This is a genomic window from Zhongshania guokunii (assembly GCF_040892635.1).
GTDB classification, from domain to species: Bacteria; Pseudomonadota; Gammaproteobacteria; order Pseudomonadales; family Spongiibacteraceae; genus Spongiibacter; species Spongiibacter guokunii.
Genome location: NZ_JBFRYA010000012.1, coordinates 66,723 through 78,843, shown reverse-complemented (window position 1 = coordinate 78,843; position 12,121 = coordinate 66,723). Strand labels below are relative to the sequence as shown.

Here is a 12,121-nt window from a genome sequence, read left to right as displayed (position 1 = left end):
TTGCGTTATAGGCCAGCGTGGGCGGCAATTGCAGCGGCCACGGCGAGGGCAATATCTTCGGGGCGGGTTTTATCCGAGTACTGGGTCAGTTCGGGATGGCTTTCAACAAAACTGGTATCAAAATTCCCAGCGCGAAAATCCGGGTGTTTTAAAATTTGCTGATAGTAAGCCGCCGTGGTTTTCACGCCCTGCAGGCGCATATCGTTTAGCGCCCGCGCGCCGCGATTTAAAACCTCTTCCCAGGTTAGTCCCCACACTATCAACTTTAAGCACATTGAGTCGAAATACGGCGGAATGGTGTAGCCAGTATAAATAGCGGTATCTACCCGCACCCCAGGGCCGCCTGGCGCATAGTAGCGGCTGATTTTGCCAAAGCTGGGCAAGAAATCATTTTTAGGGTCTTCAGCATTAATCCGAAATTGCAGTGCATAGCCGCGGTAGGAAATATCCTCTTGGCGGTAACCCAAGGGCAAGCCAGAGGCGATGCGAATTTGCTCGCGCACCACATCCACCCCCGTAATTTGCTCGGTAATGGTGTGCTCTACCTGCACCCGCGTATTCATTTCCATGAAATAGATTTGGTTGTCGGCCAAGAGAAACTCGACTGTACCGGCGTTTTCATAGCCCACCGCCTCGGCGGCGCGAACCGACATATCGCCAATATACGCGCGCTGCTCTGGGGTTAACTGTGGCGACGGCGCAATTTCGATCAGTTTTTGATTACGGCGCTGAATCGAGCAATCCCGCTCAAATAGGTGAATCACATTACCGTGGCTGTCGGCCAGTATCTGCGCCTCGATATGGCGGGGATTAACAATGCATTTTTCCATGAACACATCGGCGCGACCGAAGGCCTTCGTCGCTTCCGACACCACCCGATCGTACTGGCGGCGTAAATCGGCCTCGCTGTCGCAGCGGCGAATACCACGGCCACCGCCACCCGAGGTTGCCTTAAGCATAATGGGGTAACCGATGGTTTTGGCGAAGTTCACCGCCTCCTCTACATCGGCCAAATTGCCGTCGGTACCCGGTGTTACCGGCACCCCTGCGGCGGTCATTGCGCGGCGCGCCTCAGTTTTATCGCCCATACGGCGAATAACCTCGGCACTGGGACCTATAAAGGTAATGCCACGCTCGGCGCAAACCTCGGCCAGTTCAGCGTTTTCAGACAAAAAACCATAGCCAGGATGCAGGCCATCGCAGCCGGTCTCCACCGCCAACGCAACTAACTTGCGGGGGTTTAAATAGCCCTCAAGAGGGTCGGCGCCCACGTTATACGCTTCATCAGCACGTTTTACGTGCAGCGAAAAACGATCTGGCTCGGTATAGATCGCCGCCGAGCGAATGCCCATTTCGGCACAGGCCCGAACGATACGCACCGCAATTTCACCGCGGTTGGCGATCAGGATTTTTTTCAACATAGCTGAACTCCCTATGGGCAAGAATTACCCCTAACCTAGCCTTACTATTAGCCAATAGCCATTAAAAGCAATTTCATTACTGCGTAAACCCGCGTGCAAACGTGGCGCAGCAATAATGACATGCAGCCACCGTACCGAAAAAAGCGATGAATAAAAAATTAATATTTGTATTGATAAGTATTAGCAATTACTTATAGTAAGGGAATCGACCGCCCAGGAACGAGTATGGAAGTCAGCTTTTTAAATCGTTTAACCTTGCGCCAACTGGACGTTTTCTTGGCAGTTTGCCAGCACCGCAGCTACTCCAAGGCCGCTCAGCAGCTAGCGCTAACCCAACCGGCGGTGAGTTCACAAATCCGCAGCTTGGAAGAAGTCGTTGGCCAAGCGCTGTTTGACTATCTTGGTAAACAGCTATTCTTGACCAACGCCGGTGAACTCATGCTCCGCGCGGCCCGCGAACTCAAACAGCGCTTAGTGCACCTCGAAATTGAGTTAACCGAGCTGCATGGGCGATTGCAGGGCAGCCTCAACATTGCCATCGAGTCCAGCGCCGAGTACTTGCTCCCACCCCTTATTCACAACTTTTGCGAACAGCACCCCGACGTTGATATTAGCCTGCACGTTGTTAACCACCAGCGCTTGCTGGAACGCCTGCACGACAATCTTGACGATCTCGCCATCATGACCCAAGTGCCCGACAGCCGAAGTTTAAGCTACACCCCCTTTGCCGAGCACCAACTGCTGGTGGTGGCAAACGCCTCGCACCCGCTGAGCCAACGGCAAGATATAAGCTTAATCGAACTTTTAAGCTACCCAGCCCTGCTTCGCGAAGCGGGCTCCGGCACCCGACAAATTTTTGAGAGCTTCTGCCGCCAGCACAGCTGCCTCATTCAGCGCCACCGCCAAATGGGCAGCAACCAAGCCATCAAAACCGCCCTAGCCAGCGGTGAGCATTTTGCTATTTTGCCCAAGGCGATGGTCAGCAACGACATCGCCGCTGGTCGCCTAGCTGCAATTGCCGTTGTCGGCTTTCCTATTTTGCGATCATGGTGCACCGTGTACCCCAAGGCCAAACACCTCAACCCCTTAACAAAGGCTTTTCACGACTTTCTTCATCAGCCCAGTACGGTTAGCAAGCCAATCTAAAAAAGGTGTACAAGGTAAGCGCGCTGACTGATTATTTAAGCCCGCAAGCCGCATTCGTTTATCAACCTCAGGAAATCACCATGAGTAATATGTTAATCAGCAATATTGAAATTATTCCTGGCAAAAGAGTCAGCCAACACCTTGGCCTCGTCCTCGGCAGCACCGTGCGCGCCAAACACGCGGGCAAAGATATTATGGCGGGGCTAAAAAACATTTTTGGCGGCGAGCTCGGCGGTTATACCGAACTGTTATCTGAAGCCCGCCAAGAGGCCACCGACCGCATGACCGAACAAGCCAAGGCCATTGGCGCCAATGCGGTTATCAATGTGCGCTACTCCACCTCGTCTATCACCGCTGGCGCCTCCGAAATTTTGGCCTACGGCACGGCGGTTTTCCTCGAGGAAAAATAATGGAAGCCCTCATTAAAATAGGTATATTCGCGCTACTGCTCGGCCTTGGCTTTTTCTTTGGCCGCCGCGCCGAAGCCAAGCACTATAAGAGCATCCTCAGCCGCGAAGATGCGCTGCGCAGCCTTGTGGTATCTACCGACCGCTTTCCGCCGCCAGAGTATATGAACCACCACGCGGGACTGGTTAGCGGTAACGTGGTGATCTCGGTGGATTATTTCAAACAAGTTTCCGCGGGATTGCGCGGCCTTGTCGGTGGTCGTATTCGCGCCTACGAAACCCTGCTCGATCGCGCTCGCCGCGAAGCTTTATTGCGCATGCAAGAACAGGCACACGCAGCTGGCGCCGAAGCCATTATTAACACCAAATTAGAAACTAGCCGGATTTCCGGCAACGGCAATAAGGGCATCGGCTCGGTTGAAGTACTCGCCTATGGAACAGCTTTAATTCCCACTCATAAAAATTTGGGCTAAACAAATCGTGGCCTTCGCAAAACAAAACCCCAAAATTCCGGAGGGCATAAATGCCTCTAGCGAGAACCCCCTAAAGGAATTTTCAATTCTGCTCGGCGGGGTACTCCTCGTCATTACTGCCGTCGTGGCCTTGCTGCTGTTATTTTCTCACCAGCTGGCACCGCTAATTCCCTTTCGCTACGAACAACAGCTGGTCAGTAAATTTGGGCAACTAAGGAGCAATACGGAGAACCGCGAACAAAACATGTTAAGTGCCGAAGCGGCGCTCCAAGAACTTGGCAATCAGCTCGCCAACAAATCGCAGTTAGCACCCGACATCAAACTGCACTTCCATCTTATCGATGAAGCTGATGTGCCCAACGCGTTTGCCACCCTCGGCGGCCATATTTTTGTTACCACCGGCTTGTTGCGCGAAGTGTCTTCAGAGAATGCGCTGGCCATGGTGCTAGCCCATGAAATTGCCCACATCAAATTTCGTCACCCCGCCCAATCCATCAGTGGCGGCTTACTAGTGCAGTTATTTTTAAGCGTGGTAACTGGGCAAAACGCGGTAGTGCTGCAAGGCACCGTTCAGCAAGCAGGCATTATGACCGTGCTCGGCTTTAGCCGAAAAATGGAAAGCGCCGCCGACCGTGCAGCCCTCGACACCTTAGAACAGCACTATGGCCACTTAGCTGGCTCAGAGGCCTTCTTTGAAAAGATATTAGCCCAGCACCGTCAAGCCAGTTGGCAGGCGATTTTTGCCAGCCACCCCGATATGCAGCAACGTATTGAACAGATTAAGAACCGGACTCAAAAGTCTAAAACAGCAGCCACTAAGGCACTAGACCCAAGGCTCAGCTACGAAAATTTATAAACTCGCGGCAACAAGAGATCGCTTCCTTGTGATATAGCCCAAGAAAGCCAGCCCCAGCAACCAAACAACCGAAATACTGAGCGCCGTTTTTAACACCCCTTCCCACTGATAATTGAACAGAATCCAGCCCGCAGAAAACGCTGCAAGCGCCTGCGCGCTAATCACGCTAAATTCATTCACGGCTTGAGCTTTAAAGCGTTCATCCCCTTCGTAGGTCTCAGGGAGTAAAGCGGTGGCGGTCATAAATAATAGATTCCAGCCAAGGCCAAGCAGTACCAGCGCCCACCAGTAATGCATTACCTCCTGCCCACTAAAGGCCACCGCAATCACCGCCAAATAGCAGCTCAAACCAGCAACTATTAGACTCAATCGCAGGCCCTTTTTAAGTAATTTCCCGGTAAGCAGTGAAGGCAAAAACATCGCAACAATATGCGACTGAATAACAATCGTTGCGTGATTAAAGCTATGGCCGCTCATCTCAACCATGCTGAGTGGTGTTGCGGTCATCACCAGCGACATAACCGCATAACCTGTGGCCGCCGTGCCCGCCGCCAAAATAAAGCTAGGCTGCTTAATAATACTCAGCAGTGAGCGCTCAGCCGACACATTTTCGAGCTCAGCCACGCCCCGCTCTTCATAAATACACATAATAACGAAGGCAATTACCAGCAAGATTGCCAACAACAAAAACGACCCTGCATAGCCCTGCGGCGAGGCGATAAGGTCGCGCCCCAAGGCCCCAAATTGCGGACCAATAAAACCGCCCAGCAAACTGGCCAATAGCGCTAAGGTCAGGCCGTCTGCCTGTTGTTTTGGATTCTGCGCGTTTTCAATAATGATAAAGCGGCCCTGCTGGGTAAACGCAAGATTAAAGCCAAAGCAGAGGGTGGCAAAAATAAACAATAAAAAATTCGCCTGCACCGTTGCTAGCAGCGCACAAAGCGCCCCACAAAAGGCAATAAAGATACTGAGCAGAAAGCCCTTCTTGCGGCCAACTTTACGCATAATCATGGCAGCCGGAACCGTAGACACCGCCGTAGCAATAATAAAGCTCGCCATTGGCAAAGTTGCCAGTGAGGCGCTCGGCGCCAAACTGCTACCCAGCAAACCGCTAACCAACACCATTAACGACGAAGTCGCCATACACAGGGAGCTAACAATCGCCATTAAGTAAATATTTTTGGGTAGCTCAAACATGCCGCACGCCTTGATCGAAACCTTTATGAGGAAATGAATAATATCGGCGATAAGCCCGTCCGTCTCTGGGTTTATTAGGATTATTTACCCATTAGCGCTATCGCTTGCCCCACCGCACCCGTATTCCCAATAGCCGTCATTCTGCACTTGATTCAGAATCCAACACATCGGCAAAAAGCCCGCTCACCTCACCAACTGAACCCCTCCGCCCCAAACCTGTCTGAATGCAGGTCCTATCGCGCAAGGGAATGGAATGCATCAGTTACAAAAACATCTGCTCGCCACCAGTTTAGCCCTTATGGGCTTAGCATCGTTGGCCACCTATAGCCTAGTGGCAAGCGCTGAACCCAACAGCAAAGCGCAAAAAATCAGCACGCCCAAACACCGTTACAGCGACGCCCATCTACATATTGTTGATTTTTTCCAAGAGGGTGAGCCGCTTTCTAAACTGATTACCGCCATGGACAAGGGCAAGATTGACCACGCGATGATTAGCGGTATTCCGCTGATGAAAAAATGGCATGAAGACGAGCCTAAGCGGCCCCGCTACTACGCTGGTGATGACGCAGGGATGTATTGGTTTAGCGCCACAGACAGCTACGTTGCAGAGGCCTACCGCAAACTTCCTAAACAAGATCGCGAGCGCCTACATCCCTTTTTATGCGGTTTTAATCCCACCGACAAGAATGCCGATAAGCACCTGCGCCAAATGCTAGAGACCTACCCCGATGTTTGGCAGGGCATTGGCGAGGTATTAACCCGCCACGATGACTTAACCGCCCTAACCCAAGACGATACGCCCCGCGCCAATAACGAGGCCATGTATCGAGTTTATCGCGTGGCGGCGGAGTTTAAGCTGCCGGTGTTGCTGCACAGCAACATCACCTCGAAGCGCGAGCGCAATCCGCTGTATGTTGGCGAAATTGAAGACGCCTTGGCCGCCCACCCCGATGTGAATTTTATCTGGGCCCACGCAGGCACCAGCGCCACATTACACCGCTACCAAGACAAGCTCGATTTTTTATTACCCGCGCTGAGCAAGCTACTTGCCGCCCACGACAATTTATATATCGATCTGTCATGGGCAGTGCTCACGCCCTATTTACTCGACAAGAACCAAGAGGCAGCCGACGGCTGGGTGGCCTTAATCAATAAATACCCCAAGCGCTTTATGATTGGCTCCGACGGCTTGGGTAGCTACGACAAAATCGCCGCGAACCTAGACGAATATGCACCGTTTTTAGACGCGTTAAACAAAGAAGCCGCCCAAGGCGTAGCGCGGGATAATTTTATCGCCCTGCTACCCAAAAAATCGGTTCGCAAAATCTTGGCTAGCGCTCGCCAATATACAGATTCACTTTAGAGAATACGCCAGATTCAAATAGGGCCTATCCCTGAGCGGCTTCGACATAACCAGCACTAATATCACCAAATAAAATATTGTTACTTTTCATAATCTTACAGCGACTCGATAGATTATATGAAATTTTAGATAATCAGCGCTTGCTAGTTATCTAAAATTTTATATACTCCAAGAGTAATCCAATATTCGAGGTGCACTATGGCACTCAAATTCTACGACAGCCCATTTCATGTAAACCATGACAATGAAGTCGCCAGCAAAATGGCGATGAAAATGGATTTATCCATCATGTTATCTCGCTTAATCAAAGAGCAAGGCTGGACTCAGCAAGAGGCTGCTAACAAGTTAAACATCAAGCAATCTAGGGTGTCCGATTTGATCAATGCGAAAATTGAGAAATTCACCATTGATGCAATGTTTGATCTCTTAGATGCATTAGGTTTTAAAGCTCAGATGTCGATGCCAACATTAGATGAGGCATCCATCGCTATCTCCAGAAACCAAGCTGCTTAAGCCGATCTTAATTCAGCTTTCAAATCTTTTAAGCGTTGCTCAGCTAGCTTCATTGCTTTGCGGTCAACGCCATTTGTTGTTTTGGTAAACGAGTGTAGGACGATAACGGTCTCTAAATACTTTGCTATATAAACGCATCTGAACGCGGGGCTGCCATTGATTTTAAGTTCTACAACCCCCGCGCCAATAGCACTTAGGTGTTCAATCGCTAACTCCGGAGCTTGGTCATACTGAATCCGACGCAAGTCTTTTCCAAATTCATCTTGAATATCGTGAGGTAAATCTTTGTACTCACGTTCTGCAGCTTCGTTTACGAAGGCGAATTTCTTCACGATTCATCCCTTGAATAAATAAACGAGCATCCTGCTCAATCGCAAGTATAAATTATAATTAGCTAACGCCCGCCAAGATACAGATTCACTTTAGAAAACTCGTCAGATTCCGCCAAATCCGGCACGGTGGTGGCGCGTTGATATGCCAACCAGTTGTAACCCTCAAACTGAAAATTCCGTACCCGCGAATCGGCAATAAGCACTTGGGGCGCCCGCGCTAGAAATGCCGGCAATAGCGGAAAATTGCTTTTATCGTATAAAACATCGGCCACCAAGATCAGATCGTATTGCTCACTGCTCGCAAAGAAATCCTCGCGGTATTCAAGCTCCACGCCATTTAAGTCGGCATTCGCGCGACTGGCCAAAATGGCATCGGGGTCGAGGTCGCAGGCAATCACCGAGGCCGCGCCCGCCAGTTTGGCGGCGATACCCGCCACTCCCGAGCCACTACCAAAATCCAATATGTGCTTGCCCTGCACAAGGTGGGGGTTATCAAATATATAACGCGCCAGCACTTGGCCGCTGGCCCAGCAAAACACCCAATAGGCCGGGTAATTCATAATGCGCTGGGTTTGCTCGGGGCTCAGGTCTTGCTGGGGATAGTCGGCACTGAGCAGCCACAACTTCATCTCTGGCACCTCGGGCAAAGTAGTGCTCGCCAGCAGCGCATTGGGGATGTATTCCTGTAATCGTAGCGCGAGGATCTCGCAATCTGTCGCCGAAGATGCTTGCCGCAAAGCGCATTTCCTTCTATGTTAGAGCTGTGTGTGATGGCGATATTTTAGCGGAGTGTGCTATGAGTGGCCTACCAATAAAGCAATTAGTTCACGATGTTCTGCTGCAGGTTTACGAGGCGGATCAACAGCAACTTATTTACTGTCAGGACTGCCAGCGGCCAGTCACCGCCGAGAATTATCGGGTACAGGTACAAGGCGAACACCAACATCATTTTGTCAATCCCGACGGCGTGGTATTTGAGCTAAGCTGCTTTCAGGCTGCGCCGGGCTTGATTATTGCCGGTAAAGCCACCGACCACTATTGCTGGTTTCAGGGCTTTGAATGGCAGTACGCCCACTGCGAGTACTGCACCACCCAGCTGGGCTGGTATTACGAGAACGCCTTGAGCGAATCCTTTTTTGCCTTGATCTCTGGCTATTTACGCGCCGGAAAATAGCCAGCGTTTTCCGGTATACTGGCCGCCAATTCTTTGCAACCAGCCAGTCTAATGAGCGCCAGCCCAGAAAACCCCAATACCGATTTTATTGTGCCCTATTGCGACGAGCCTATCGGCTATTTGCATTGCGACGATGACCTGCTCATTGTTAACAAGCCCGCTGGCCTGCTGTCGGTGCCGGGCCGCCACCCCGACAATAAAGATTGCTTAATTAGCCGCGTTGCCGAGGTCTACCCCGACGCCACGATTGTTCACCGCCTAGATATGTCCACCTCGGGCCTAATGATTATTGCGCTACATAAAGACAGCCACCGCGCCCTGAGCCGCTTATTCCAAGACCGGAAAATCGAAAAAGAATACCAAGCCGTAGTCTACGGCGAGCTTGCCAGTATTGAGGGTTTTATCGACTTACCGATGGCCTGCGACTGGCCCAATCGCCCCCGCCAAGAACTGAATTTTGATTACGGCAAAAAAGCCCAAACCCATTACCTGCGCCAAGGCGTTACCGACGACGGCCACAGCCAAATACTGCTAACGCCAATTACCGGCCGCTCCCACCAATTGCGGGTACACACCGCCAGCATTGGCCACCCTATTTTAGGATGCGAGTTTTATGCCCACCCTGCCGCCAAGGCCGCCGCAGATCGGCTGTTACTGCACGCCTCGCGCCTGCGCTTTACGCACCCCTACACTGGCGAAATACTGGATATTCAGCACAGTGCCGATTTTTTTGATTCGAGCAAACAATGAGCATTTTGGCGTGCTTATGGCAAAAATCAGGCAGGACACTTTATGGCATGGCAGCTTTTCCAGCGCAAACACTGGCAGGTGCTGGTAAAAAGCGGACAGCCGGAATACCAAAATCATATATAAGGTGGTATCCAGATAATTGGGGTGCACGGAAACGTGGGGGCATCCTAATCTCAAGGCATTAAACAAATATGAGGGATTGCCTGCCATGCGTTTAAAGCAGTCTGAATGCGTCAATAAGAGATATTAAGGGGTTTTAGAATGCAAGAAAGTAGGCATTCAACGCTCTGTTTGGAAAATCTATGCCTTACAAACAGCCATGCTATTTAGCAAAGACTACTCCCGCCCAAACGGTATATGTATACTAAATAGCTATCGGTCTAATTTAAAAGGACTTTTTTATGAGAATATCATTTTTTGCATTCGCCTTATTATTCATTTCAGGATGTACGCCTCCGTATATAAACTCCTTTGAAATCGGTGTAGATATAGCGCAGGGCAGAACAGATAAACTAAAAGAATTTAACAGTAATTCTTTTGTCAGGAACGCGCAATCCCCTGATCGTGAACCCTATGAAGTGACTAATGCTACTGAAAGTGCTGTTCTTCACAATAACATTGAGGCTATTCACTATTTAATATCAATAGACGCCATTCATCCCGTCTCTGCGCAATACCAGGATGATAAAAATAACACTCATTATTCTCCCGTAAACGTGCCTGCTGCAGAGTATGCCTGTGGCGTGGGTAGCTTTGAAATCATGGCCCTGCTTCAAGAGCATGACCAAACTCAAACAGTCAATTATACGAACTGCCTTCACTACATATTGTATTCGCAGAATATACGCTTTATCAAAAAGGCTAGCCCTGATGAATTGAATTCACGGATTGAGAAGGTTATTTCGCTTGGTGGCGATATCAATAAAGCTCCAGAGTATGGCCAACCCTTGCAAGCATATTTATTTGACGACCTGAATGAGCAGAACCTTTCGCACCGCGAATTTATTAGTCGCCTTGAATTACTTGAAAAGAACGGTTTGGAGGTCGATACCACATTCTCCTACGCTATTGGCAAAGAAACATTGCTAGGACGTCTGTCTTATTTTGAAGATGAAAATAGTACAGCTGAATTAGCAAAAACGCTTGTTAAGCTTGGCGCTGATGTTAATAAAGTGGTAAACAGATCGATTATAATAGGTTTCGCTGAGCAACCTGGCTCTGAATACAAGTACCAAAATCGTGATGTTACCGCACTGCATATGGCTAGGTTTTACGACCGAAATAAACTTGCTGAAACACTAATTGCACTCGGTGCAGATGATGATATTAAAGATGATCGCGGCTATACCAGCAAGGATTACGCAGGTGTTTATGCTAAAGTTGAAGCGGCACGCAAACCAACCAACAACACGCCAGCACAACAAGAAGATGAAGACTCCATCTTTGGTAATGCAATTAATATCCTAGGAATTGGTAGCGCCATACTAGGCTACTAATTCCTGATGACATTCCCCCTCACCTAATGCAAGTGGGTTTACGCGGATTTATGATAAATTAAGATATCGGGTGCATTACACTTTTCAGCAGGTATTTTTTAGGTATTGTACTCGAATCTTGAGTTAGTCATAGCGAACTTCCCAGGATTCACTAGACACTTTCCAGCGTGGAATTACCTACATATGTGTCTGCTAATGTGACGCTGAAGCCATACATGCCGATGATTTGCAGGGGAGCTTCCTGGCTTGATGAGACGGCTAATCTCTAGCCAACCTACGCAGCATGCCCTCGACGATGCGATGCATGTTTTATGAGACTCTCTGCAGGAATTGAAAAAGTTTCATGTAAGCCTTCTATCATTCTGAGCGTCAGTGGGCGTTTACGCGCCAAAATTTCATAGACCCGATTTTTGCGACCAATCACTGGGACAAGGTCCTCCACTGTGAGGCCTTGCTGTTCCATACGAAATTTAATAGCTTCCACTGGATCAGGAAAATCTATTGGGTAGTGTTCTCGTTCATATGCTTCAACAAGCGTCACAAGAACATCCAGCCGATCACCTTCTGGGGTGTCCGCTTCCGCCACCATTAACAACTCAATTTCTTTAAGCGTTGCTTGATAGTCTGTCGGGGTTTTAATTGGACGAATTTCCATGGGTCACCTCAGATTGTCTGTGCATCAATTTCGTCATACTGTTTATGTGTACCAACAAAACGAATGTAAACCACTTTATATGGATAGTTGATCCAAACGACCAGTCGATACTTGTTGCCGGCAATGTTGAACACAACTCTTCCATCTTTGAGAATACTGGCGCTTGAAAATTTGGCTTTTACCTCATTCGGGGACGACCAATCCGCCTTTAATGTCTCTCTATACCAAGCCATTCCGGGCTCGATTGAATCCCCGTAAGCCGGAGAGATCGCCCAAAAGGCCTTCAAAGTTGAGAGAGCAATAATACGCATGAATATATACTAGTCCCATTTTGGGAT

At 49.5% G+C, this 12,121-nt stretch carries 15 protein-coding genes; 9 read left to right on the top strand and 6 right to left on the bottom strand.

Features of this window, described 5'->3' with window-relative positions; all coding sequences use genetic code 11:
* Window positions 1-5 precede the first annotated feature (5 nt).
* Window positions 6-1,421, bottom strand: a complete 1,416-nt coding sequence (locus AB4876_RS13770; protein WP_368382360.1) for an acetyl-CoA carboxylase biotin carboxylase subunit — start codon at window positions 1,419-1,421, stop codon at window positions 6-8.
* Between the two features lie 225 nt (window positions 1,422-1,646).
* On the opposite strand from AB4876_RS13770, the gene AB4876_RS13765 reads away from it, so the two are divergent.
* The 4 genes from AB4876_RS13765 to AB4876_RS13750 all read left to right on the top strand — a co-directional run bounded on the left by AB4876_RS13765 (window position 1,647) and on the right by AB4876_RS13750 (window position 4,303).
* Entirely contained in the window at window positions 1,647-2,567 is a 921-nt protein-coding gene (locus tag AB4876_RS13765; protein ID WP_368382359.1) for a LysR family transcriptional regulator, read from the top strand.
* A gap of 80 nt (window positions 2,568-2,647) precedes the next feature.
* On the top strand, window positions 2,648-2,977 hold the full coding sequence (locus AB4876_RS13760; RefSeq protein WP_368382358.1) for a YbjQ family protein: 330 nt from the start codon (window positions 2,648-2,650) through the stop codon (window positions 2,975-2,977).
* Window positions 2,977-3,447 (top strand): YbjQ family protein, encoded by a 471-nt coding sequence (locus tag AB4876_RS13755; protein WP_368382357.1) that lies wholly within the window; start codon window positions 2,977-2,979, stop codon window positions 3,445-3,447. Before AB4876_RS13760 ends, AB4876_RS13755 begins: the two co-directional genes overlap by 1 nt.
* Before the next feature lie 7 nt (window positions 3,448-3,454).
* Window positions 3,455-4,303 carry a M48 family metallopeptidase gene (locus tag AB4876_RS13750; protein ID WP_368382356.1) on the top strand — a complete coding sequence of 283 codons (849 nt, stop codon included), beginning with the start codon at window positions 3,455-3,457 and terminating at the stop codon, window positions 4,301-4,303.
* Here the strand turns inward: AB4876_RS13750 and AB4876_RS13745 are convergent.
* The gene (locus tag AB4876_RS13745; protein ID WP_368382355.1) at window positions 4,298-5,500 is read right to left on the bottom strand and encodes an MFS transporter; all 1,203 of its coding nucleotides are present in this window, start codon (window positions 5,498-5,500) and stop codon (window positions 4,298-4,300) included. The genes AB4876_RS13750 and AB4876_RS13745 overlap by 6 nt on opposite strands.
* Before the next feature lie 253 nt (window positions 5,501-5,753).
* Here AB4876_RS13745 and AB4876_RS13740 point away from each other — a divergent pair, with 253 nt between their 5' ends.
* Both AB4876_RS13740 and AB4876_RS13735 read left to right on the top strand, forming a co-directional pair.
* Window positions 5,754-6,863 carry an amidohydrolase family protein gene (locus AB4876_RS13740; RefSeq protein ID WP_368382354.1) on the top strand — a complete coding sequence of 370 codons (1,110 nt, stop codon included), beginning with the start codon at window positions 5,754-5,756 and terminating at the stop codon, window positions 6,861-6,863.
* 198 nt (window positions 6,864-7,061) lie between these two features.
* Entirely contained in the window at window positions 7,062-7,376 is a 315-nt protein-coding gene (locus AB4876_RS13735) for a helix-turn-helix domain-containing protein (RefSeq protein ID WP_368382353.1), read from the top strand.
* Here AB4876_RS13735 and AB4876_RS13730 read toward each other — a convergent pair.
* Both AB4876_RS13730 and AB4876_RS13725 read right to left on the bottom strand, forming a co-directional pair.
* Complete coding sequence (locus AB4876_RS13730; protein ID WP_368382352.1) at window positions 7,373-7,708, bottom strand: type II toxin-antitoxin system RelE/ParE family toxin; 336 nt, start codon at window positions 7,706-7,708, stop codon at window positions 7,373-7,375. The two genes, AB4876_RS13735 and AB4876_RS13730, sit on opposite strands and share 4 nt — an antisense overlap.
* Window positions 7,709-7,770: 62 nt before the next feature.
* On the bottom strand, window positions 7,771-8,445 hold the full coding sequence (locus AB4876_RS13725; RefSeq protein WP_368382351.1) for a class I SAM-dependent methyltransferase: 675 nt from the start codon (window positions 8,443-8,445) through the stop codon (window positions 7,771-7,773).
* A 59-nt stretch (window positions 8,446-8,504) separates the two neighbouring features.
* On the opposite strand from AB4876_RS13725, the gene AB4876_RS13720 reads away from it, so the two are divergent.
* The 3 genes from AB4876_RS13720 to AB4876_RS13710 all read left to right on the top strand — a co-directional run bounded on the left by AB4876_RS13720 (window position 8,505) and on the right by AB4876_RS13710 (window position 11,128).
* Window positions 8,505-8,882, top strand: a complete 378-nt coding sequence (locus AB4876_RS13720) for a cereblon family protein (RefSeq protein ID WP_008249149.1) — start codon at window positions 8,505-8,507, stop codon at window positions 8,880-8,882.
* A 51-nt stretch (window positions 8,883-8,933) separates the two neighbouring features.
* Window positions 8,934-9,632, top strand: coding sequence for a pseudouridine synthase (locus AB4876_RS13715; protein WP_368382350.1), 699 nt, complete (start codon window positions 8,934-8,936; stop codon window positions 9,630-9,632).
* Between the two features lie 401 nt (window positions 9,633-10,033).
* Entirely contained in the window at window positions 10,034-11,128 is a 1,095-nt protein-coding gene (locus tag AB4876_RS13710) for a hypothetical protein (RefSeq protein WP_368382349.1), read from the top strand.
* 274 nt (window positions 11,129-11,402) lie between these two features.
* Here AB4876_RS13710 and AB4876_RS13705 read toward each other — a convergent pair whose 3' ends face one another.
* Together AB4876_RS13705 and AB4876_RS13700 are read right to left on the bottom strand one after the other, a co-directional pair.
* Window positions 11,403-11,783, bottom strand: a complete 381-nt coding sequence (locus AB4876_RS13705; protein ID WP_184460830.1) for a helix-turn-helix domain-containing protein — start codon at window positions 11,781-11,783, stop codon at window positions 11,403-11,405.
* 8 nt (window positions 11,784-11,791) lie between these two features.
* Window positions 11,792-12,094, bottom strand: a complete 303-nt coding sequence (locus tag AB4876_RS13700) for a type II toxin-antitoxin system HigB family toxin (protein ID WP_184460831.1) — start codon at window positions 12,092-12,094, stop codon at window positions 11,792-11,794.
* Window positions 12,095-12,121: the final 27 nt, after the last annotated feature.